17 protein-coding genes are annotated in these 20,565 nt (G+C 70.8%); 10 read left to right on the forward strand and 7 right to left on the reverse strand.

All coding sequences use genetic code 11. The annotated features are described in order from the left end of the window. Window positions 1–168: 168 nt before the first annotated feature. Window positions 169–1,080, reverse strand: coding sequence for an AraC family transcriptional regulator (locus tag CCN51_RS45255; RefSeq protein WP_055414132.1), 912 nt, complete (start codon window positions 1,078–1,080; stop codon window positions 169–171). A gap of 90 nt (window positions 1,081–1,170) precedes the next feature. Between CCN51_RS45255 and CCN51_RS45260 the strand changes: the two genes are divergently transcribed. The 9 genes from CCN51_RS45260 to CCN51_RS45300 all read left to right on the forward strand — a co-directional run bounded on the left by CCN51_RS45260 (window position 1,171) and on the right by CCN51_RS45300 (window position 12,862). Continuing rightward, window positions 1,171–2,007, forward strand: coding sequence for an NAD(P)H-binding protein (locus CCN51_RS45260; RefSeq protein WP_043486315.1), 837 nt, complete (start codon window positions 1,171–1,173; stop codon window positions 2,005–2,007). Between the two features lie 180 nt (window positions 2,008–2,187). Then, the gene (locus tag CCN51_RS45265) at window positions 2,188–3,909 is read left to right on the forward strand and encodes a PHP domain-containing protein (RefSeq protein ID WP_014174522.1); all 1,722 of its coding nucleotides are present in this window, start codon (window positions 2,188–2,190) and stop codon (window positions 3,907–3,909) included. Further along, window positions 3,906–4,529 carry a hypothetical protein gene (locus tag CCN51_RS45270; RefSeq protein WP_014174523.1) on the forward strand — a complete coding sequence of 208 codons (624 nt, stop codon included), beginning with the start codon at window positions 3,906–3,908 and terminating at the stop codon, window positions 4,527–4,529. The genes CCN51_RS45265 and CCN51_RS45270 overlap by 4 nt, the downstream gene beginning before the upstream one ends. A 150-nt stretch (window positions 4,530–4,679) precedes the next feature. Next, window positions 4,680–5,363, forward strand: coding sequence for a DUF899 family protein (locus CCN51_RS45275; protein ID WP_014174524.1), 684 nt, complete (start codon window positions 4,680–4,682; stop codon window positions 5,361–5,363). A 106-nt stretch (window positions 5,364–5,469) separates the two neighbouring features. After that, the gene (locus CCN51_RS45280) at window positions 5,470–6,663 is read left to right on the forward strand and encodes an alginate lyase family protein (protein ID WP_014174525.1); all 1,194 of its coding nucleotides are present in this window, start codon (window positions 5,470–5,472) and stop codon (window positions 6,661–6,663) included. Between the two features lie 336 nt (window positions 6,664–6,999). Then, window positions 7,000–8,676 (forward strand): NAD(P)/FAD-dependent oxidoreductase, encoded by a 1,677-nt coding sequence (locus CCN51_RS45285; protein ID WP_014174526.1) that lies wholly within the window; start codon window positions 7,000–7,002, stop codon window positions 8,674–8,676. Continuing rightward, on the forward strand, window positions 8,673–10,154 hold the full coding sequence (locus CCN51_RS45290) for an ATP-binding protein (protein ID WP_043486317.1): 1,482 nt from the start codon (window positions 8,673–8,675) through the stop codon (window positions 10,152–10,154). Before CCN51_RS45285 ends, CCN51_RS45290 begins: the two co-directional genes overlap by 4 nt. After that, complete coding sequence (locus CCN51_RS45295; RefSeq protein WP_014174528.1) at window positions 10,151–10,501, forward strand: UBP-type zinc finger domain-containing protein; 351 nt, start codon at window positions 10,151–10,153, stop codon at window positions 10,499–10,501. Before CCN51_RS45290 ends, CCN51_RS45295 begins: the two co-directional genes overlap by 4 nt. A gap of 207 nt (window positions 10,502–10,708) precedes the next feature. After that, on the forward strand, window positions 10,709–12,862 hold the full coding sequence (locus CCN51_RS45300) for a hypothetical protein (protein ID WP_014174529.1): 2,154 nt from the start codon (window positions 10,709–10,711) through the stop codon (window positions 12,860–12,862). A 16-nt stretch (window positions 12,863–12,878) separates the two neighbouring features. Here the strand turns inward: CCN51_RS45300 and CCN51_RS45305 are convergent, their stop codons facing one another. Together CCN51_RS45305 and CCN51_RS45310 are read right to left on the reverse strand one after the other, a co-directional pair. Continuing rightward, window positions 12,879–13,685: an SAM-dependent methyltransferase gene (locus CCN51_RS45305; protein ID WP_014174530.1), complete on the reverse strand. Its 807-nt coding sequence runs from the start codon at window positions 13,683–13,685 to the stop codon at window positions 12,879–12,881. A gap of 69 nt (window positions 13,686–13,754) precedes the next feature. After that, window positions 13,755–14,351 carry a hypothetical protein gene (locus CCN51_RS45310; RefSeq protein ID WP_014174531.1) on the reverse strand — a complete coding sequence of 199 codons (597 nt, stop codon included), beginning with the start codon at window positions 14,349–14,351 and terminating at the stop codon, window positions 13,755–13,757. Window positions 14,352–14,550: 199 nt separating this feature from the next. Here CCN51_RS45310 and gndA point away from each other — a divergent pair, with 199 nt between their 5' ends. Continuing rightward, on the forward strand, window positions 14,551–15,999 hold the full coding sequence (gene gndA, locus CCN51_RS45315) for an NADP-dependent phosphogluconate dehydrogenase (protein WP_014174532.1): 1,449 nt from the start codon (window positions 14,551–14,553) through the stop codon (window positions 15,997–15,999). A gap of 72 nt (window positions 16,000–16,071) precedes the next feature. Here gndA and CCN51_RS45320 read toward each other — a convergent pair whose 3' ends face one another. The 4 genes from CCN51_RS45320 to CCN51_RS55390 all read right to left on the reverse strand — a co-directional run. Beyond that, complete coding sequence (locus tag CCN51_RS45320; protein WP_143676101.1) at window positions 16,072–17,301, reverse strand: hypothetical protein; 1,230 nt, start codon at window positions 17,299–17,301, stop codon at window positions 16,072–16,074. A 7-nt stretch (window positions 17,302–17,308) separates the two neighbouring features. After that, the gene (locus tag CCN51_RS45325; protein WP_014174534.1) at window positions 17,309–17,908 is read right to left on the reverse strand and encodes a hypothetical protein; all 600 of its coding nucleotides are present in this window, start codon (window positions 17,906–17,908) and stop codon (window positions 17,309–17,311) included. Between the two features lie 2 nt (window positions 17,909–17,910). Further along, window positions 17,911–19,284 carry a hypothetical protein gene (locus CCN51_RS45330; RefSeq protein WP_014174535.1) on the reverse strand — a complete coding sequence of 458 codons (1,374 nt, stop codon included), beginning with the start codon at window positions 19,282–19,284 and terminating at the stop codon, window positions 17,911–17,913. Beyond that, window positions 19,277–20,565, reverse strand: a 1,289-nt coding sequence (locus tag CCN51_RS55390) for a hypothetical protein (protein ID WP_158104761.1), incomplete at its 5' end; no start/stop codon positions are given. The genes CCN51_RS55390 and CCN51_RS45330, both read right to left, overlap by 8 nt.

A 20,565-nucleotide genomic window follows, 5' to 3' on the forward strand; every position in this document is an offset into this window, starting at 1 on the left:
AGATGTGTCTACGAGACGGCCGGGGAGGTGGGCGCGGCCGCCCTCGCCGCACGGGCCTCCGCCATGCCCACGGCGCTGGAGACCGCGGGCAAGTGGCTCTCCGCCCTCGGCCGCCGCCTGGTGCTCAGCCCGAAGCCGGCGTTGGCGCCGGGCTGAGGCGGGAACTCGTCAGGCCTGTGAGCATGCGGTGCCGGTGCAATCGGCGTTCGTACGACACGCCTTGCGGTATTCGCTGGGGCTCACCCCGTGGATTCGCTTGAAGGCCGCACTGAAGCCGAACGCATCCGCGTATCCGACCTGGTGCGCCACCGCGGCGACCGTCGCGGTGGACTCCAGCAGCAGATCGGCGGCCAGGGTCATCCGCCAGTCGGTCAGATACGTCAACGGCGGCTTGCCCACCAGTTCGGCGAACCGGCCGGTCAGCGTCGTCCGCGACACCCCCGCCTCACCGGCCAGCGCCGCCAGCGTCCAGGGCCGGTCCGGCGCCGCGTGCATGGCCCTCAGCACCGGGCCGACCGCCTCGTCGCCCAGCGCGCGGAACCAGCCGGGAGGCACGGCCCCGGGCCGGTCGAGCCAACCTCTCAGGGCGCACACCAGCAGCCAGTCCAGCAGGCGGTCCAGCACGACCTGCTGACCCGGCGGACAGGCGGCGGACTGCGAATCCAGGAAGTCGAGCAGCGACGCACACCCGTCGTTGCCGGGCATCACCAGCACCGGGGGCAGCACCCCGAGCAGCCGCTGCGCCACCTGGGTCCGCACCTGGAACGTCCCGACGACCAGCACCGTACGACCGGCCGGCGCCGCCTCGGCCGGCCCCTGCGACCGGGGCCGGTCGGAGAGGGCGAACGGCCCAGGCCCTCGCACGATCGCGGTGTCCCCGACCCGCACCGGCCGCGGTTGCTCGCCCTCGCCACGGGAGATCTCGCCGCGGGAGATCCAGCCCTCACCCCGCAGCGGCGTACACAGCGTCAGGGACGCCCCCTCGGTGAACCGCAGCGTCCACGGCGGCGTCAGCTCCGTCCGGCTGAAACCGACCCCGTCCGAGCGGACACCTCGCAGCAGATCGTCGAACGGATCCATGGACTCACGATAGCCGTCCGGACGATCGGACATGAACCGCGGACGACGGCCCATGCCCCGTCCTGTACCGCGGCCAGTTGACTGGCCGGCATGACGACACACAGCAACCAAGCAATTTTGGTCCTGGGCGCGACGGGCAAGACCGGACGCCGACTGGTGCACACGCTGCGGACGGCGGGCCGGACCGTCCGGGCCGCGTCCCGCTCCGGCGAGATCCGGTTCGACTGGTCCGACCAGGACACCTGGCCGACCGCCCTGGAAGGGGCGTCCGCGGTCTACCTCATCGCTCCCGAGGACCCGGCACTGGCCCCGATCTTCGTCAAGCAGGCCACCGAGGCGGGCGTCGCTCGTTTCGTGGCCCTGTCCGGACGCGGAATCGATCAGGTCCCCGTGGACTCCTTCCAGGGCATGACCGCCGCGGAGCAGGCCGTACGCGACTCCGGTGCGCAGTGGACCATCCTCCGCCCGAACAACTTCAACCAGAACTTCGACGACGACGTCTGGCGCGCTCCGCTGCGGGACGGCCGGCTGGCCCTGCCGATCGGCTCCGTGCCCGAGCCGTTCATCGACGCCCAGGACATCGCCGATGTCGCCGCGGCCGTGCTGACCTCGGACGGCCACCACGGGCAGGTGTACGACCTCTCGGGGCCGCGGGCGCTGACCTTCGGCACGGCGGTGGCGACGATCGCCAAGGCGGCGGGGCGGCCCATCCGCTATGTGGAGCTCACACCGGAGGAGTACCGGGCCGAGCTCCTGGCCGAGGGCGTGTCCGAGGAGGCCGCCGCGGAGCTCAATGTGCTCTTCGCCGGAATGCGCGCCGGACACTTCGCCGAGCCCGCCGACGGAGTACGGCGCGTGCTCGGACGCGACCCCGTCGACTTCGACACCTACGCCACCCGGGCCGCCGCGGCCGGCGCGTGGTCGTAGCCGGGTGTACGCCGGTGGCACCCGCGCTCGCGGGTGCCATCCGCACACACACCAGATGTGCGCCCACCGCACATCAGCCGTTCCTCATCACACCACCGATCGGACCTCTCTCGTTCACGCCGGCTTCTCAGAATCTGCACGTCCCCAGCATGTACGTCCCTGCGCCGGCGGGAGTTGAACATGAGCCACGGTCATACACACGGCCACGGTCACCACCATCACCACCACCACGGAAGCGGCGACGCATCGTCCCTGCCGCCAGCCCTCGACATGTCGGTGCCCGATGAGGCGCTGACCCCCAGCCAGCTCTCCCGGCGCTCCATGCTGCGCCGCACCGGCCTGCTCGGCGCCGGCCTCGCGGCGGGCAGCGTCCTCGGTGGCGCGGGCCAGGCCGCGGCCGCGGAGTCCACATCGGTGACAGCCGCATCGGCGAGTTCCCGGAGCGAGCGCTCCGGCGGGTATCTGTGGCTGGCCGGCGACCACCACATCCACACCCAGTACAGCTCGGACGCCAAGTACCGGGTCATCGACCACGTACGGCAGGCGAACGCGCACGGCCTCGACTGGATGGTCATCACCGACCACGGCAGCGAGACGCACGCCAAGATCGGTGTGGAGAAGGTCAACCCGGACATCGTCGCCGCCCGCGACCAGATCGACGACACCCTCGTCTTCCAGGGCCTGGAGTGGAACATCCCGGCCGCCGAGCACGGCACCGTGTTCGTGCACCCCGGCAGGAACGAGGTGGCGGTGCTGAAGGAGTTCGAGAACTCCTTCGACGGCTCGGTGAAGAAGGCCACCTCCAACACCCCCGCCAACGAGGCGCTGGCCATCGCGGGAGTCAACTTCCTCGCCGAGCAGGTCCAGCGCCGCCGGGTGAAGGACATCCTGTTCCTGGCCAACCACCCGGCGCGCAAGGGCATCGACTCCCCGCATGAGATCCGCGGCTGGCGCGACGCCCAGCCGACCATCGCCGTCGGCATGGAGGGCGCCCCCGGCCACCAGGCCGCCGGTCTGCCCGCCCCGAACGGCCCCGGCGGGGCCCGCGGCATCTACGACAACAGCCCCGGCGCCGACTCCTATCCCGGCTACCCGCTGGAGAGCTACCGCACCTGGGGCGGCTTCGACTGGATGACCGCCACCGTCGGCGGCCTGTGGGACAGCCTGCTCGCCGAGGGCAAGCCCTGGTGGATCACCGCAAACTCCGACTCCCACAACGTCTACGCCGACACCGCCGTGCGCGGCCCGAACAGCGACTTCAACGCCAACGGCCGCTACAACGACCCCGTCTACGGCGGCGGCCTGAACCTCACCGACACCGACTTCTGGCCCGGCCAGTACTCCCGTACTCACGTGGGCGCCGCCTCCTTCTCCTACAAGGCGGTCATGGACGGCATCCGCGCCGGCCGGGTCTGGGTGGACCACGGCGGACTCATCAGCGGTCTCAACGCCCAGCTGCGCTCCGGCGGACGGGCGATCACCCTCGGCGACGCCCTGCATGTGCGCCGCGGCAGCCAGGTCGACCTGGTCGTCGAGATCAGCCTGGCCAACGGGCCCAACTGGGCCCAGTTCGTGCCGAAGCTGGCCCGGGTGGACGTCATCCAGGGCGCCGTCACCGGCCCGGTCTCCGACAAGGACACCTTCACCACCCCGGACACCAAGGTCGTGAAGTCCTTCGAGGTCAACAAGTCGACCGGCTCGGTGCGCCTGACCTACTCCCTGGGCCGGGTGGACAAGCCCGTGTACGTGCGGCTGCGCGGCACCGACGGCAACCGCGGCGCCGTCGGCCTGCGCGGTGCCGCCGTCGACCCGGCGGGGCCGGCCATGGATGTGATCGGGGACGGCGATCCGTGGAAGGACCTGTGGTTCTACTCCAACCCCATGTGGGTCCTGCCCGCATGACCGCACCCCACCACGTGCCCGGCGTCCTCTCCCTCATCGGAGTGGACGCCGGGTCGGCGAATCTGCGCGAGGCCGACCATCTGATCCACGATCTGCTGGACCACCTCGCCCTCACACCTGGCACGGTTGCCTGCACCCATCTGATCCGCACCGACGAGCGCCGCGGCACCGCTGTCTCACTCGCCCTTCCCGACGCCGCCACGGCCGAGGCCGTATGGGAGCGCATCGCCGGATGGCAGAGCCCGGGTGTGGGCGCGGCCCTGGGTGAGCGCTCGTACGGCGCGAAGCAGGCTGCCCGTACGGCAGCGCTGGCCGCCGCGGAGCACGCCCGGCGCAGCGGCGGGCGGGCCGTGGTCTACCCGGGAGCGGAACGCCTCACCGGCACGGTCACGGTGGCCGATCTGCTCGTCCTGACCGCCATCGACGAGGTCACCGTGGTCGGCGCGCCGATGGCGGACGGCCAGGGGCCCGATCCCGCCATGCCGGTGCTCACCCGCGACCACGTACGGCCCGAGTGGCGGGACGGGCGGCTCACTCTCGCCCTGGCGCCGGCCGCCGGCGGGGCGCTGGCGCCGTTCGAAGTCCCCAATCCCACGCCTTGCTGCGCCGACCACGCCTGACGGGGTTCCCTGCTGGAGCAAGCCCACCGCCCGGCCGCTGCCCTCCTGACCTGCGATTTCTCGCTTGGCACACTATTTCTCGGTGTCGGCGTGCCTCGGAACCGCCATAGACTCGAGTCCCCTCGGGGCCTTCCCACCCAGGAGGATGCGATGTTGCGGCAGACCCGACTGCCCGATGAGCCCGCGGACTATCTCGCCGCCCGCGAAGAACTCCGGCTCGCCGAGATCGAGCTCATGCACCACCGCGAACGGGTCGCGGCCCAGCGGCGGGCGCTCCCCCAAGGGCCGGCGGTCGACGACTATGTCTTCATCGAGGGCCCCGCCGACCTCGACGCGGGCGACTCCCCCGTCCGCGAGACCACCCTGGGCAAGTTGTTCACCGCCCCGGACCGGCCGCTGATCGTCTACCACTTCATGTACGGCAAGTCGCAGACCGAGCCGTGCCCGATGTGCACCCTGTGGACCGACGGCTACAACGGCATCGCCCACCACATCGCCCGAAACGCCGACTTCGTCATCGCCGCGGCCGCCGACCCGCCCGCCCTGCGGCAGCTCGCCCGCGACCGCGGCTGGTCCCGGCTGCGCCTGCTGAGCTGCGGGGACAGCACCTTCAAATACGACCTCGGCAGCGAGGACAAGGACGGCGAGCAGGACTCCACGATCTCGGTCTTCACCCGGGACGGCGATGGCACGGTCCGCCACCGCTACTCCGCCCATCCGCGCATGGCCGAGGACATCAAGGAGCGCGGGATCGACCTCCTCAGCCCCGTCTGGAATCTGCTGGACCTGACGCCGGGCGGCCGCGACGACTGGTACCCGCGGCTGGACTACTGACCAGCATCACGCACATTGACATGTCCACACAGGGCTCTTATGGTCCAGGCCATTCCTATCCGTATTCGGAACTGCGTTCCCATTCGTGAACGGAAGAGGTCACCGGATGGCACGAACCAGAACCGCCCTGTGCACCGTTCTCGCCCTGCTGGCCGGCCTGCTGAGCCTTCAGTTCACCGGCCCGGCCGCCCCACGGGCGACGGCCGCACCGGCCACCTTCGCCCACCCCGGCGTCCTGGTGAGCCGCGCCCAGCTCGACTACGCCCGATCGAAGGTGCAGGCCGGCCAGCAGCCCTGGAAGGCCGCCTACGAGGACATGCTGGCCAGCTCCTACGCCTCGCTCTCGCGCACCCCCAAGCCGCGGGCCGTCGTGGAGTGCGGCTCCTCGTCCAACCCCAACTACGGCTGCACCGACGAGCGCCAGGACGCCATCGCGGCCTACACCGACGCGCTCGCCTGGTACTTCACCCGGGACAGCAGATACGCCAAGAAGTCGATCGAGATCATGGACGCCTGGTCGGCGACCATCACCGATCACACCAACAGCAACGCGCCACTGCAGAGCGGCTGGTCCGGATCCACCTGGCCGCGGGCCGCCGAGATCATCAAGTACACCTACGACGGCGGCTGGCCCGGCGCCGGCCGCTTCGCGACCATGCTGCGCAACGTGTATCTCCCCGAAGTGATCAACGGCGCGGCGACCAAGAACGGCAACTGGGAACTGGTCATGACCGAGGCGGCGATCGGCATCTCGGTCTTCATCGAGGACCGCGCCAGTTACGACAAGGCGGTCGCCACCTATCTCGCCCGCGTCCCGGCGTACATATATCTGACCAGCGACGGCGATCTGCCCAAGCCGCCCGCGGACAGCAGCATCGACACCAGCGCCGAGATCATCAAGTACTGGCAGGGCCAGAGCACCTTCGCCGACGGCCTCGCCCAGGAGACCTGCCGCGACTTCGGGCACACCGGATGGGGCATCGCCTCCGTCGCGGACATCGCGGAGACCAGCCGCATCCAGGGCCAGGACCTCTATCCGAAGATCCAGGACCGGCTGCGCTACGCGCTGGGCTTCCACACCTCCTATGAGAACGGCACCGCCGTGCCGTCCTGGCTGTGCGGCGGCTCGGTCAAGAAGGGCCTCGCCGAGGTCACCGAGGTCGGCTACAACGCCCTCCACAACCGCCTCGGCATCGCCATGTCCAACACCCAGCAGTACACCGAGGGACATCGGCCGTCCGGCACGGACAACTACTTCAACGCGTGGACGACCCTCACCCACGCGAACAACCCCTCCTGACCGTCACCGATCATCGATCACCGGTCGCCGGGCCGTCGGCCCGGCGACCGCGGTGAGAACTCCCAGGCCGCGACGGTGCACTGCCGGACGCGATACGGTGCGCGGACAGTCAACCGCGCGGCCACCCGCTCCCTTAACATGGCCCGGCCCCCTGGGCGGATCACCCGTGAGGGCGTCCCCGCCCCGGGTGGTCGAGGGACGCATACAACGGGATTTTTCATAGCGAAGCAGGATGATGCTCCATATGATGGGGATCACCAGCGCACGCATGGACCGGACAGACACACACGGACCGGCGGCGTCAGGTGGCGCCGATCAGCCCGGGGTGGGAGACGCATGGCACAGGCCGCAGACACAGCGCGGACCATCATCCTGACCGTGGACGACGACCCTGGAGTGTCCCGTTCCGTAGCCCGCGACCTGCGGCGACGCTATGGCGCAGGGTATCGCGTGGTGCGCTCGGAGTGCGGGGAGTCCGCCCTTGACGCGCTGCGGGAGCTCAAGCTGAGGGGGGACGCCGTCGCGGTGATCCTCGCCGACTACCGCATGCCGCGGATGAACGGCATCGAGTTTCTGGAGCAGGCGCTCGACATCTACCCCGGCGCCCGCCGTGTGCTGCTGACGGCCTACGCGGACACCGACGCGGCCATCGACGCCATCAATGTCGTCGACCTCGACCACTACCTGCTCAAACCGTGGGACCCGCCCGAGGAGAAGCTCTACCCGGTCCTGGACGATCTGCTGGAGGCGTGGCGGACCAGTGAGCACCGGCCGGTGTTCACCACCAAGGTCGTCGGACACCGCTGGTCGGCGCGCTCATCGGACGTACGGGAGTTCCTGGCCCGCAACCAGGTGCCGTACCGCTGGTACTCGTCCGATGAACCGGAAGGGCGGCGGCTGCTCTCCGCGGCGGGCGAGGACGGACTGCGGCTGCCGCTCGTGGTCACCCCGGACGGCACCGCGCTCGTCGAGCCCGAGGACCGGGACCTCGCCGCCCATGTGGGTCTGGCGACGACACCTGCGGCCGACTTCTACGACCTCGTCATCATCGGCGGCGGACCCGCCGGGCTCGGGGCGGCCGTGTACGGGGCCTCCGAGGGGCTGCGGACGGTCCTGGTGGAGCGGTCGGCGACCGGTGGCCAGGCGGGTCAGAGCTCGCGGATCGAGAACTACCTCGGCTTTCCGGACGGCGTGTCCGGGGCGCAGCTCACGGACCGGGCCCGCCGCCAGGCGGCGAAGTTCGGCGCCGAGATACTGACCGCGCGCGAGGTCACCGGGTTGGAGGTCAACGGCGCGGCGCGCGTCGTCCGGTTCTCGGACGGCTCCGCGATCGCCGCACACGCCGTGATCCTCGCCACCGGCGTGTCGTACCGGGAGCTGGACGCGCCCGGGGTGGCCGATCTGACCGGGTGCGGGGTGTTCTACGGCTCCGCGCTGACCGAGGCGACCGCCTGCCAGAACCATGACGTCTATATCGTCGGCGGCGCGAACTCCGCCGGCCAGGCCGCGATGTATCTGGCCCGGGGCGCCAAGTCGGTCACCCTCGTCGTGCGCGGGGAGTCCCTGTCGGCCTCGATGTCGCACTATCTCGTCCAGCAGGTCACGGACGCGCCCACGATCTCGGTGCGTACGAACACGGTCGTCGAGGCCGCCCATGGCGCGCACCAGTTGGAGCGGCTCACCCTGCGCGACACCACGACCGGCCACAGTGAGCTCATCGACGCCCAGTGGATGTTCGTGTTCATCGGCGCGGCCCCGCTGACCGACTGGCTGGGCGACACCGTGCTCAGGGACTCCCGCGGATTCATTCTGACCGGCCCCGATCTGACCCCCGACGGGCGCCCGCCGGCCGACTGGGAGCTGGACCGGCCGCCGTACCACCTGGAGACCAACGTCCCCGGGGTGTTCGTGGCGGGAGACGCGCGGGCCGAGTCCGCCAAGCGCGTCGCCTCCGCCGTCGGAGAGGGAGCCATGGCGGTCATGCTGGTGCACCGGTATCTGGAGCAGTCATGAACGCATTGCGGTGCGACCCCCAGGAGATCGGCTCCCTGTTCCTGTTCGAGAAGTTGTCCCCCGAGCAGCTTGCGCGGCTGTGCCGCGACGGCCGGGTGCAGGGGTTCGAACCGGGACCGGTGTACGCCGAGGGCGACGCGGCCACCTGCTTCTATGTGCTACTCGAGGGGAAGCTCGTGCTCTCCCGCCGGGTCGGCACGCAGGACGTGGAGGTGAACCGGAGCTCCAGCCGCGGTGTGTACGCGGGAGCGTTCCACGCCTATCTGGGCGACCGCGTCCAGCAGGTGTACACCAGCTCGCTGCGGGTCGTCGAGCCGTCGCGGTTCTTCGTACTCCCCGCCGAGACGTTCTCCGGCATCATGCACGACTGGTTCCCCATGGCGGTCCATCTGCTGGAGGGGCTGTTCTTCGGCAACAAGAACACCCAGCAGGCCATCGGGCAGCGGGAACGGCTCCTGGCTCTCGGCTCGCTGACCGCGGGTCTCACCCATGAGCTGAACAACCCGGCCGCGGCGGCGGTGCGCGCCACTTCGGCGCTCAGGGAGCGGGTCGCCGGAATGCGCCACAAGCTCGGCGCCATCGCGGCGGGCCCGTACCAGCGGGACACCCTGCAGATCCTCGTCGAGGTCCAGGAGCGTACGGCCGAGCGCGTCGCCAAGGCCACCGCCCTGAGCCCGCTGGAAACCGCGGACCGTGAGGACGCCCTCTCCGACTGGCTGGACGACCACGGCATCGAGGACGGATGGCGGCTCGCGCCGACGTTCGTCCAGGCCGGCCTGGACACCGACTGGCTGGACAACGTCGTGGCGGCGGTGGGCGAGGACACCCTCCCAGGGGCCGTACGGTGGCTGAACTACACCGTCGAAACCGAGCTCCTGATGAACGAGATCGAGGACTCGACCACCCGCGTCTCGGGCCTCGTCAACGCGGCCAGGCAGTACTCACAGCTCGACCGAGCCCCCTACCAGGTTTCCGATGTGCACGAACTGCTGGACAGCACCCTGCTGATGCTCTCGGGGAAGATCGGCCCGCACATCACCGTCGTCAAGGACTACGACCGCACGCTGCCGAAGATCCCCGCATATCCCGGCGAGCTCAATCAGGTATGGACAAACCTGATCGACAACGCGGTCTGCGCGATGAACACCATGGACGACCAGGGCACCTTGACCGTGCGTACCGCGCGCGACGGCGACCATCTGCTCGTGGAGTTCGGCGACACGGGGCCGGGCATTTCCGCGGATATCCGCGACCGCGTCTTCGACCCCTTCTTCACCACGAAACCGGTGGGTCAGGGCACCGGGCTCGGCCTGGACATCTCATGGCGCATCGTCGTCAACAAACACCACGGCGACCTCCGCATGGAGTCCGCCCCGGGCGACACCCGCTTCCAGGTGCGCCTCCCGCTGACCGCCACCGACCTCGATGCCGGGCAGTCCGACACCCCTCAGTCCGGTACCTCACAGGAGCCCTCATGACCTCGCAGAACGGAATAGACCCCTCGGTGCCGCCGAGTGGCACCGGTTGCGTCGAGTGTGACGCCGTCGACGGATGGTGGTTCCATCTGCGGCGCTGCGCGCAGTGCGGCCACATCGGCTGTTGCGACGATTCGCCCGCGAAGCACGCGACCGCGCATGCCACGGCCACCGGGCATCCGCTGATCCGCAGCTTCGAACCGGGCGAGGGCTGGTTCTGGAACTTCGAGACCTCCGAGCTGTACGAGTCCGGACCGCCGCTGGCCCCGCCGGAGAGCCACCCGGCCGACCAGCCGGTGCCCGGTCCCGCGGGGCGGGTGCCCGAGAACTGGGCGCAGACGCTGGGCTAGCGCACAGGTGACCCGGTAGAGATCGCCGTCGGCCGCATTCTGGCCGGGCGGCGAGCCGATCTCCGTGGTGGAGAGCTGAGCCCGTATCAACCGCCTGGATCAAGCCACGGTCAGTGCTGTCAGAACCATTGCCCTGGAGACGCAGGGCTTGTTAGCTTGCGCCCGCCGTAAAAACGATTCAATCAGCGACACGGCGGGAGTCACTTCATGGCAGTCAGCCGTCGGACCTTCGTACGCACCGGCATGACCGGAGTCGCCGCCGCGGTCACCGCGGGCTGGCGGGTCGGCGACGCCGTCGCCCAGACGTCGCCGCGGCGCCCGGGCGGAATCGACCGGCATGCGCTCGTATCGCGCCATGACGTGGTGCGTACGGCCAGCGATCCGCGGACCCCGCTCCAGGTGGGCAATGGACAGCTCGCGTTCGGCGCCGATGTGACGGGGTTGCAGACCTTTCTGCCCTTCGCCACCCTGTCCGACTGGGGCTGGCACAGCGATCCGCTCCCGGACGGCCAGACCCCGTCTGACTTCGCCGGACAGGTCTGGGACACCCATGGCCGGCCGGTCCGTTACGACATTCCCGACCCGCGGCACCCGGAACTCTCCGACTGGCTGAGGGCGAACCCGCACCGGATCAATCTGGCCCGCATCGGCCTGAAGCTGCTGCGCGCCGATGGAACGGAGGCGGTCGAGGCCGATCTGAGCGGCTGCCACCAGCGGCTGGACCTGTGGACCGGAACGTTGCACTCCCGGTTCACCCTGGAGGGCAGCCCGGTCACGGTGCGGACGAGCTGCGGCCCCGATCTGGACGCGGTGGCCGTACGGATCGACTCGCCGTTGGTGGCCGATGGCCGGCTCGCGGTGTTCATCGACTTCCCGTACGCCAATGGGGCGGAGAAGTTCTCCGCACCCTTCGTCGGCGTCTGGGACCGCCCGGATGCCCACACCACACGGCTGCGGACCCGCGGGCCCCGCCGCGCGGACATCACCCATGAGCTCGACGACACCCGCTACACCGTGGGCCTCGTCTGGCGGGGCGGCGGGGAACGGCCATCCCGGGCCGACGGCCATCCGCACCGGTATCTGCTCGGCGGTGGCGCGGGCACTCGGCTGGAGGCCACCTTCCTCTTCGCGCCCCGGCCCTCCCCCCGGGTGCCCACCGCCGCGGCGGTCGAGTCGGCCGCGGCCAGGGCCTGGCCGGCGTTCTGGCGCTCCGGCGGGGCCCTCGACCTCTCGGCCAGCACGGATTCCCGGTGGCGGGAGCTGGAGCGCCGGGTGGTGCTCAGCCAGTATCTGCTGGCGGTCAACGAGGCCGGCAGCACCCCGCCCCAGGAGTCCGGACTGGTCAACAACGGGTGGTACGGCAAGTTCCATATGGAGATGTACTGGTGGCACGCCGCGCACTACGCCCTGTGGAACCGCTGGCCGCAGCTGGACCGCGGCGTCGGCGTCTATCAGAGCTTCCTCGACTCGTCCCGGGAACGCGCCCGGCTCCAGGGGTACCAGGGCGCCCGCTGGCCCAAGATGACCGATCCCGGCGGCCGCCAGTCGCCCGGTGAGATCAACGCGCTGCTGCTCTGGCAGCAGCCCCATCCGATCTTCCTCGCCGAGCTGGACTACCGGGCCCATCCGACCCGGGCGACGCTGGACAAGTGGCGGGATGTCGTCTTCGCCACGGCCGAGTTCATGGCCTCGTACGCCTTCGAGGACGCGGGCCGCCAGGTGCTGGGCCCGCCCCTGCATCTCGTCTCCGAGAACAGCGACCCCAAGGTCACCGTGAACGGCGCCTTCGAACTGTCCTACTGGCGCTTCGGACTGCGGCTGGCGCAGCGGTGGCGCGAGCGGCTGGGGCGGCCCGCGGACCCCGGCTGGCAGACGGTGCTCGACGGCCTCGCGCCGCTGCCCGTGCAGGACGGGGTGTATGTGGTGTACGAGGGGGTGCACGACATGTGGACCGAGTACATCTACGACCACCCCTCGCTGGTCGGCCTGTACGGCTGGCTGCCGGGGTATGACGTGGACGTGACGATCATGCGCGCCACCGCCCGCAAGGTGTGGGACGTATGGGCCTGGGATGCCGCCTGGGGCTGGGACTTCCCGATGCTCGCGATGAACGCGGCGCGGATGGGCGAGCCCGACCGCGCCATCGACTTCCTGCTGCATGAGAAGTTCGGGTTCGACGACGCCGGGATGCCGCTCGGCGGCTCCCGGGTCGCCACGCCGTACTTCCCGGGCGCGGGCGGGCTGCTCTACGCCGTGGCCCTGATGGCCGCCGGGTGGGACGGTGCCGAGGGCGATGCGCCCGGCTTCCCGTCCGACGGGCGGTGGCGGGTGCGGTGGGAGGGGTTGGCACGCGCCGTATAGGGCCGGAACGGTCGGCTCAAGGTTTTCTGGCCACGCCGCCGAACATGGAGACATCGGCATCCGACAGCTTGCCGAGCGCGGGGTCGTCGGGACGCCAGCGGTGGATCGGGACCAGCCCCGGCTCGACCAGCTCCAGCCCCTGGAAGAACTGTTGGATCTCTTCCTTAGGGCGCTGCCGCACGGGCACCCGCGATGCCGCGTAGACGTCCGCCGCGCGCTTCATCTCCTCGGGAGCGAAGTCCGAGGTGCCGTAGGTCAACGCCAGGTAGCTCCCGGAGGGGAGGGCGTCCACCAGCTCGCCGAGGATGGCGTAATGGTCGTACTCCGGGGGGACGAAGTGCAGGATTGAGATCATCATCAGCGCCACCGGCCTGCTCAGATCCAGCGTCTCCAGCAGCTCAGGGGCGGTGAGTATGGAGCGGGGCTCCCGCAGATCGGCCTCCGCGTAGGCGGTCATTCCCTGCGGGGCGCTGGTGAGGAAGGCGCGGGCGTGCGTCAGCACGATCGGGTCGTTGTCTGTGTAGACAATGCGCGCCTCAGGGGCGATTTCCTGGATGACCTGGTGGAGGTTGGGCGAGGTGGGAATTCCCGTCCCGATGTCCAAGAACTGCCGGATCCCGGCCTCTTCGGCGAGCATGCGCGCCGATCGGCGCATGAAGTACCGATTGTTCCGCGCGATGGTGCGGGCGTGCGGCAGGACGGCCAGCACCTTCTCAGCCGCCGCTTGGTCCGGAGGGTAGTTGTCCTTCCCGCCCAGGAAGTAGTCGTACATGCGCGCGGAATGCGCACTTCCCGTGTCGATCTCATCGGCCGACCAGCTCATCCGGGTCAGTGCCCCTCTCCGTTCTGTCGTATACGAGGTGCTGCGGCCCGGTCCGCCCGCACCACAAGGTCAGGGCTCGGAGCGGGGCGCAAAGCCATGCGGGGGAAACTCTCGCATCAATCGCTGGGCCGCCGCTTCCAATTGGCGTTGTTTACGGAATCCGGCCCGGATCATGGCCACCAAGGCCACCTCCAGGAGGGTGAAGAAGGTGGCGGGGACCAGCAACACCATCTTGTCGGTGGCGATGGCCTGCACGACCATCACGACGACGCCCAGCAGTACCACCGCCATGACCGGCACCAGCTTGACCAGCTTGCGCTCGCCTTTGATCATCGCGGCGTGGTTGCGGGCGGCGCGGGCGCTGCGTCCGTGGAACGCCGGGTGCGCCTCGGCCGCCTCCCAGGGCGTACCGGGCGGCAGCGCCTCGAACCGTGCCACCGGGTCGGGGTCGGGGACGAAGATCCGCCGGCGGACGGACTTGTTGCCCAGGGTGCGGGCGTAGCGGTAGCCGTAGGCGGTGGCCAGTTGGATGGCCTGGTCGGGCAGGAGTTGTGTGTTGGCGATCGCGACCTCGGGCCGGCCGTCGAACAGCGGCGCGTACTGGGCCCGCCGCCGCTCCCCGAGGCGTGATACGCGCTGGGAGAAGGTACCGCCTTCGCCGCTCATCATGTGCTCCGACCGTCAAGGGGTAGGTCCGGGACAGAGCGCACATTATCCCAGGTCCGCGGGGTGATCAGGGGCGGGGCGGGTGCTGCCCGATCGGCGTTGAAACGTCCCGGACTGAAACGTCCCGGCCGCCGCTGCGTATCTGCTGTCACGGGATCGCCCGCGCCCTGACCACCTGCCACAGTCAAGGAACTGCCCCATGAACACGTCTGCTTCTCTCGGTTCTCTCGGCGTCACCGGCCTGGGAGTCATGGGCCGCAACCTGGCCCGCAACTTCGCCCGCCACGGCTACCCCGTCGCCGTCCACAACCGCACCGTGAACCGCACCCATGCGCTCATCGAGGAGTTCGGCCACGAGGGCACCTTCGTCCCGGCCAAGACCGCGGAGGAGTTCGTGGCCGCTCTGGAGCGCCCCCGCCGTCTGGTGATCATGGTGCAAGCAGGCGCGGCCACCGACGCCGTCATCGACGAGTTCGCCCCGCTGCTGGAGCCCGGCGACATGATCATCGACGGAGGCAACGCCCATTTCAGCGACACCCGCCGCCGCGAGGCCGCGCTGCGCGAGCGCGGTCTCCACTTCGTCGGCGCCGGCATCTCCGGCGGCGAGGAGGGCGCCCTCAACGGTCCGTCCATCATGGTCGGCGGCTCGGCGGAGTCGTACGGCGTCCTCGGCCCGATGTTCGAGGCCATCAGCGCGAAGATCGACGGCGAGCCGTGCGCGACCCATATCGGCACCGACGGTGCCGGACACTTCGTCAAGATGGTCCACAATGGCATCGAGTACGCCGATATGCAGCTCATCGCCGAGGCGTACGACCTGCTCCGCCAGGTCGCGGGATACACCCCGGCCGAGATCGCGGACATCTTCCGCACCTGGAACGAGGGCCGGCTCGGCTCTTATCTGATCGAGATCACCGCCGAAGTCCTCGCCCACACCGACGCCGACACCGGCGGCCCCTTCGTCGACGTCGTCGTCGACGCCGCGGGCCAGAAGGGCACCGGCCGCTGGACCGTGCAGACCGCCCTTGACCTGGCCTCCCCGGTCACCGCCATCGCCCAGGCCACCTTCGCCCGCGCCGCCTCCGGCCAGGCCGAGCTGCGCGCCGCCTACCGCGGTCTGCCCGGCGGCACCACGCCGCCGCTCAGCCGCTCCGAGGCCACGCGGTTCACCGGACAGGTCGAGCACGCCCTGTACGCCTCCAAGGTCATCGCGTACGACCAGGGCTGGAAGATGATCCAGGACGCGGCGGCCGAGTACGGCTGGAAGATCGACCTCGGAGCGGTCGCCCGGATCTGGCGTGGCGGTTGCATCATCCGCGCCTCCTTCCTGGACCGCATCCGCGCCGCGTACGCCGCCGATCCGGAGCTGGTCAGCCTGGTCGGCGAGAAGACCTTCGCCGCGGAGATCACGGACGCCCAGGTGCCCTGGCGCGAGATCGTGGCCTCCGCCGCGCGCCGTGGCATCCCCGTCCCCGCCTTCTCCACGGCCCTCGCCTACTACGACACCCTGCGCGCGGACCGCCTGCCCGCCGCGCTCCTCCAGGGCCAGCGCGACTTCTTCGGCGCCCACACCTATCGGCGCACCGACCGCCCCGGCACCTTCCACACCCACTGGTCCCACCCCGACCGCCCGGAGACGAGCGGCTGAACCTCAGGGCACCCCGGGTGCGGCCCCGGACACCACCGTCCGGAGCCGCACCCGCCGTCCGCCGCGCCGCGATCAGCGCAGCGGCATCGGGTCCTTGACGCCGGCGCGCGCGGCGGGCATCGCCACGCCCTGCGAGCTTCCCGACACCCCGGTGCCCACCGATGCGGGCGCCGAGGCGATCACGCTCGCGTTGCCGAGCGCCCGGACGGTGCCGGGGTCCAGACGGGTGGCGCGGGAGCGGATGTTGGTGCCCGTGACATGGGACCAGTGGTGGATGATCCGGTCCATGACCGGGCGCAGCTGCGAACCGCGGGTGTAGAAGTACTCCGGCTGCTGGGTCGGCTCCAGCCTCCGCTCGATCGAGTACAGCAGCAGCGAGACATCAGGCCCGAGTTGCAGGAACGACCGGGAGTCCTGGTGTGCGTCCAGCTTGACCCGGGCGCCGAGCCGCCGCAGCCGCTCGTGCGGGGTGCTGGCGGTGGCCCGCAGGTCCCGCACCACCGGGCTCTCCCAGCTGACCGCCAGATGCAGCCAGGACAGGAAGGTCACCGCGACGAACTCCTCGTGCGCAAGCCCTGCCTGCGAGGGGCCGCGCCGGTCCAGCATGACGTCCCCGATCTCCTGGACCAGGTCCTGGATGCGGAAGTCGTCCGTCGGATTGGCGCCCGAGGTGTTGCTGGAGTGCTGGATGCCGATGGACACCTCCTCCAGCAGCTGCCCGAAGAGCACCGGGAAGCGGTTGTTGGCGACATCGGTGCGGTGGTACGGATACGCCCCGGGCTTGCCGCCACGGCCGTGGTTCAGATCGAGCCCGAGCAGCCGGTGGTAGGCGTTGCGGCGGACGGCGTCCGCGTCGGGCCGCAGCTCGCCGGTGACGGCGAGCACGGAGAACGGGCCGGGGTCGCGGAAGAACAGCCGCTCGGTCTGGTCCAGCCACTGCAGGGTCTCGGCGGACGGTGTGTTGAAGTTCTCCGTGTTGAAGAAGGACACCAGGATGCGGCGGAAGATCTCCAGGATCCGGGTGTTCTCCATCATGTAGGCGTAGACGAGATGGTCGGTCTTCTCCGGCAGCGGCAGCTCGGTGCCCTGGAAGCTCGTCAGCACTCGTCTCGCGTTCTCCTGGGCCTCGCGGGCGTACGCGGGGTCCCGTACGGGGAAGGACTCGCTCTTCTGCTGCCAGGTCGCCTCGATCAGCGAGGCCAGATCGCCCGCCGTCTGCCGCGAGATGAACTCCGCCACCTGCGCGAATGTCTTCTTGGGCTGGGAAGCCGCCAGCAGGGCGCCGGCGAGTTGCATAAACACGGGTCGGTCACCTCTCGGGAGTCAGGACATCGGCGGACAGGGAGAGCCTGCGGCGCGAGACGGTCGCGTCCGGGCTGTACGTCCGTGTCTCGCCCGCCGTGTCCTTGTAGACGACGCTGCCGGTGACAGCGAAGGGGCCGGGCCCTTTCGGGATGCTCACAGGGGCCACGAGATAGCCGCCCGGGGCCACGGTGGGCTTCTGCCCGCCCGGGTAGGTGTACTTCTCCACCCCGTCGATCCTGATCGAGACCTTGAACGCCTCGGGCTTCGACGGTGAGTTCACCACATGTGTGATGACCTGCGCCTGCAACTCGACCGCGTCGCTCCAGCGGGTGGCGAACGGCGGATACGCGGGTGTCGGCTTGCGCCCGGCGATGGCGTCGTGCGCGGTCAGGAACTCGGCGTACAGGGAGTTGAACGAGGCCGCGCCCAGCCTCTCCTCGTCGGTGAGCTCCTGCCGGGCCAGCCGCCGCGGCAGCAGACGCAGTTGGTCGACGATCTGCTGGAGCGGGTTGGGGGCCGGTTCCGCCACGACGGCTATGGCATTGCCTGACTCGATCGGTTTGGGTGTGCTCGTGGTCGGTTTGGGTGTGCTCGTGTTGGTCATGGTCAGCCTTTCCTGCCGAGCGCCAGCAGCCAGTTCTCGAACTCCGCGCGTGCCTGCTGTGCATCCGGGCCGTCGAGTGACAGCCGCAGGCAGCCCAGGGCGAGAATCCGGAGCGGTTCCGCATCGGCCCAGTAGTCGGATGTGTAGAGCGCGGGCCCGCCGCGTCGGGCCAGGGCGGCCAGCTCGCCGGGCGACACCCGGCCGGGATCCAGCAGCTCCGCGAGCGGACGTCCGCGGAAGGCGGACGCGGACTGGCGCAGACACGCGCGCGCCAGCCGGGGGATCACCGGTACGGCCCGCCGCAGCGCGTCCCGGCGCTCCGTCGGAAGGTCGTCGAGCGGGTACGAGCGCAGCCAGGCGCGCTCCATGTCGTCCCAGGGCCCGCTGCCGTACCAGTCGCGGCACATCGCGGCGCCGAGCAGGACGCGCAGATACGCGGGCGGGTGCGGGTCGCCCACCAGGATGGTGGTCACGGCCTGTGGCGGTCCCGCGATGACGTCGTGCAGGGCGGCCAGCGCCGCGTAGCCGGTGTGCGCGAAGGCGTACGCGTCCGCGGCGATCTCCTGCGCCCACTGCGCCCAGGCGTCGGCGACGTCCTCGCCGCCCGGGCGGGCGGCAGTGTGCAGCGCGCGGGCCAGTTCCTCGTTCCAGCCGAGCTGGAACGCGACCTGGTGGCCGGTCTCATGGATGAGCGCGGTCGGCCGGAGCAGATTGTGCCGGGTGATCTTGATGGCGGCCACCGGGCTGATCGCCGCCGGATCCCACAGCCGCACCCCGGCGCGGAGGATCGAGGCCCCCATCCCCTTGTCGATGTAGGTGAGCACTTCGGGCACGGGCTGCCCGAGGCGCGGGAGGACCGCCGTCATACTGCGGACGGCGAGATAGTCGCAGGCGCGCAGCAGAGCGGCCAGCCGCTGCCCGGTACGGGTGTTGACGGCGTCACCGTAGAAGTCGGCGACGGTCTCCACCCGCTGGATGTCGCGGCGCACCGCCACCACGCCCCGGCGCACGGCCTGCACTTCCCGGGCCGTACGGGCCCGGGCCAGCGCGCCCGCGAGCGCGCGTGTCTTCGGGCGCAGCCGGTCCACGGCGCGCTGCAGTTCGGAGCGCAGGGCCAGGCCGAGCCGGTGTTCCAGCGAGGCCCAGGCCGCCGCCGAAGCGAAGTTCTCCGGCTGGGCCAGGCCCTCGGTGGCGGCGGTCCAGTGTGCGAGCTGCCGGGCGGTCTGGACACGCAGCGCCGCCGTGTCCGGTCCCTCCTGCGGTGCGGTGGCGGTGTCGGCGGGCCCCGGCGCAGCCGTCGCGCCGTCGTGTACGGCGGCGGGCTGGGGCGCCTCGACCGGTACCGCTCTGGGTCTCGGCCGGAGCGTGTCAACCACGGTGGCGGCCCGCCTTGACCTCCACCTTGGCGGCGGGCTCGGCGGCGAGTGCGCCGATGGCCCGGGCCACCTCGGACCGGGAGGGCAGCCGACGCCCCAGGATGCCGGTGACGATCCCGACCAGCGGGGCCCCGGGCAGGGTGACGACCAGTGTGACCCCGTCCCGCGGATCCTGCAGCGCGCGGACGAACTCGTCGACGCGGCCCTTGAAGTACTGCGCGAACGCCTGGCCCGCCGCCCGCTTCAGCCCCTCCGCGATGGCCTCGCGCAGCCGTGGCGGGAGCGACGAGACGAACTCCTCGCCCTCGTCGGCCGGGGACAGATGCGAGGGCTGCTCGTGCGCCTCGCGGAACACCCGTACATTCCGGCCCTCGCCGCCGAGCAGCGCCGTCGCCGTGGACTCGGCCAGCGCGGAGGCGAGAGCGCCGAGGAAGGGGCCCACGGCGGGCGGTGTGCCCGCCGACCGCAGGATCTCCTGCGCCTGTTCCTCGGCCAGGTGGAGCGCGATGGTCAGGCTCTCCTGGCCGGCCCGGGCGTCCACGGTGACCTGCGCCTCGGTGGGCCTGCGCAGCTGCTCGGGCGCCTCCGCGCCACCGCCCGCGGCCCGGGCCGGGTCCGAGCCCGGCTGCCGGTCGGCGAGCTCGATGCCGTACAGCCGCACTCCCCTGGGCAGTTGGCGCCCCTTGACCACCTTCGGGGGCTGCGCCATGCCGAGCCCGGGGTGGCCGAGGAGCGAGTCGGCGGCCTGCCGGGTGAGCGGGAGCAGGGCCAGCAGCCGGGCGCCGCCGCGGCCGGCGCCGCGCTGCTCGGCGGCCTGGATCTGGCGCGCCCACGTGTGGGCGCCGGCCTCGTACAGATGGATCTTCAGCCGGACCGGGAAGGCGCGCACCCGGAACTGGTCGCGCAACACCGTGGCCAGCGGTGTCCCGCCGCCGGTGCGCAGCGTGGCGGCCTGCTTGGCGCCGACCTCCGCCTCGAAGACGCGCGAGTACTTCTTGTAGCGCAGCGCTCCCTTGGCGCCGCGCGGCAGCGGCACCCACATGCCCTTCACCCCGCGGGCCTCCGTCTCCTCCAGGTCCTCGCGCAGGAGGGTGGAGGGGATGTTCGCGGCGGCGGCGACGTTGAACGCCTTGCCCGCGGCCACCTCGAGGCGTACCGGGTCCTCCAGCTCCTCCGCGGGGAGCTGGGCGAGCTGCCGTACGGTGTCCTCGGCGGTGGCGGCGAGCGCACTCGCAGCCAGCCGCTCCGGCGCCTCCGCGGCGGTCTCCAGGCTGAGGAGCT

The sequence above is a fragment of the Streptomyces milbemycinicus genome, assembly GCF_002154605.1.
GTDB classification, from domain to species: Bacteria; Actinomycetota; Actinomycetes; order Streptomycetales; family Streptomycetaceae; genus Streptomyces; species Streptomyces milbemycinicus.

What these genes read in the sequence shown, in the direction of transcription:
- CCN51_RS45270 (WP_014174523.1), top strand. Translation starts at nt 3,906, where the DNA reads ATGACCGCACCCCACCACGTGCCCGGCGTCCTCTCCCTCATCGGAGTG.
- CCN51_RS45265 (WP_014174522.1), top strand. Translation starts at nt 2,188, where the DNA reads ATGAGCCACGGTCATACACACGGCCACGGTCACCACCATCACCACCAC.
- CCN51_RS45295 (WP_014174528.1), top strand. Translation starts at nt 10,151, where the DNA reads ATGACCTCGCAGAACGGAATAGACCCCTCGGTGCCGCCGAGTGGCACC.
- CCN51_RS45305 (WP_014174530.1), bottom strand. Translation starts at nt 13,685, where the DNA reads ATGAGCTGGTCGGCCGATGAGATCGACACGGGAAGTGCGCATTCCGCG.
- CCN51_RS45280 (WP_014174525.1), top strand. Translation starts at nt 5,470, where the DNA reads ATGGCACGAACCAGAACCGCCCTGTGCACCGTTCTCGCCCTGCTGGCC.
- CCN51_RS45325 (WP_014174534.1), bottom strand. Translation starts at nt 17,908, where the DNA reads ATGACCAACACGAGCACACCCAAACCGACCACGAGCACACCCAAACCG.
- CCN51_RS45260 (WP_043486315.1), top strand. Translation starts at nt 1,171, where the DNA reads ATGACGACACACAGCAACCAAGCAATTTTGGTCCTGGGCGCGACGGGC.
- CCN51_RS45310 (WP_014174531.1), bottom strand. Translation starts at nt 14,351, where the DNA reads ATGAGCGGCGAAGGCGGTACCTTCTCCCAGCGCGTATCACGCCTCGGG.
- CCN51_RS45290 (WP_043486317.1), top strand. Translation starts at nt 8,673, where the DNA reads ATGAACGCATTGCGGTGCGACCCCCAGGAGATCGGCTCCCTGTTCCTG.
- CCN51_RS45275 (WP_014174524.1), top strand. Translation starts at nt 4,680, where the DNA reads ATGTTGCGGCAGACCCGACTGCCCGATGAGCCCGCGGACTATCTCGCC.
- CCN51_RS45255 (WP_055414132.1), bottom strand. Translation starts at nt 1,080, where the DNA reads ATGGATCCGTTCGACGATCTGCTGCGAGGTGTCCGCTCGGACGGGGTC.
- CCN51_RS45285 (WP_014174526.1), top strand. Translation starts at nt 7,000, where the DNA reads ATGGCACAGGCCGCAGACACAGCGCGGACCATCATCCTGACCGTGGAC.
- CCN51_RS45300 (WP_014174529.1), top strand. Translation starts at nt 10,709, where the DNA reads ATGGCAGTCAGCCGTCGGACCTTCGTACGCACCGGCATGACCGGAGTC.
- gndA (WP_014174532.1), top strand. Translation starts at nt 14,551, where the DNA reads ATGAACACGTCTGCTTCTCTCGGTTCTCTCGGCGTCACCGGCCTGGGA.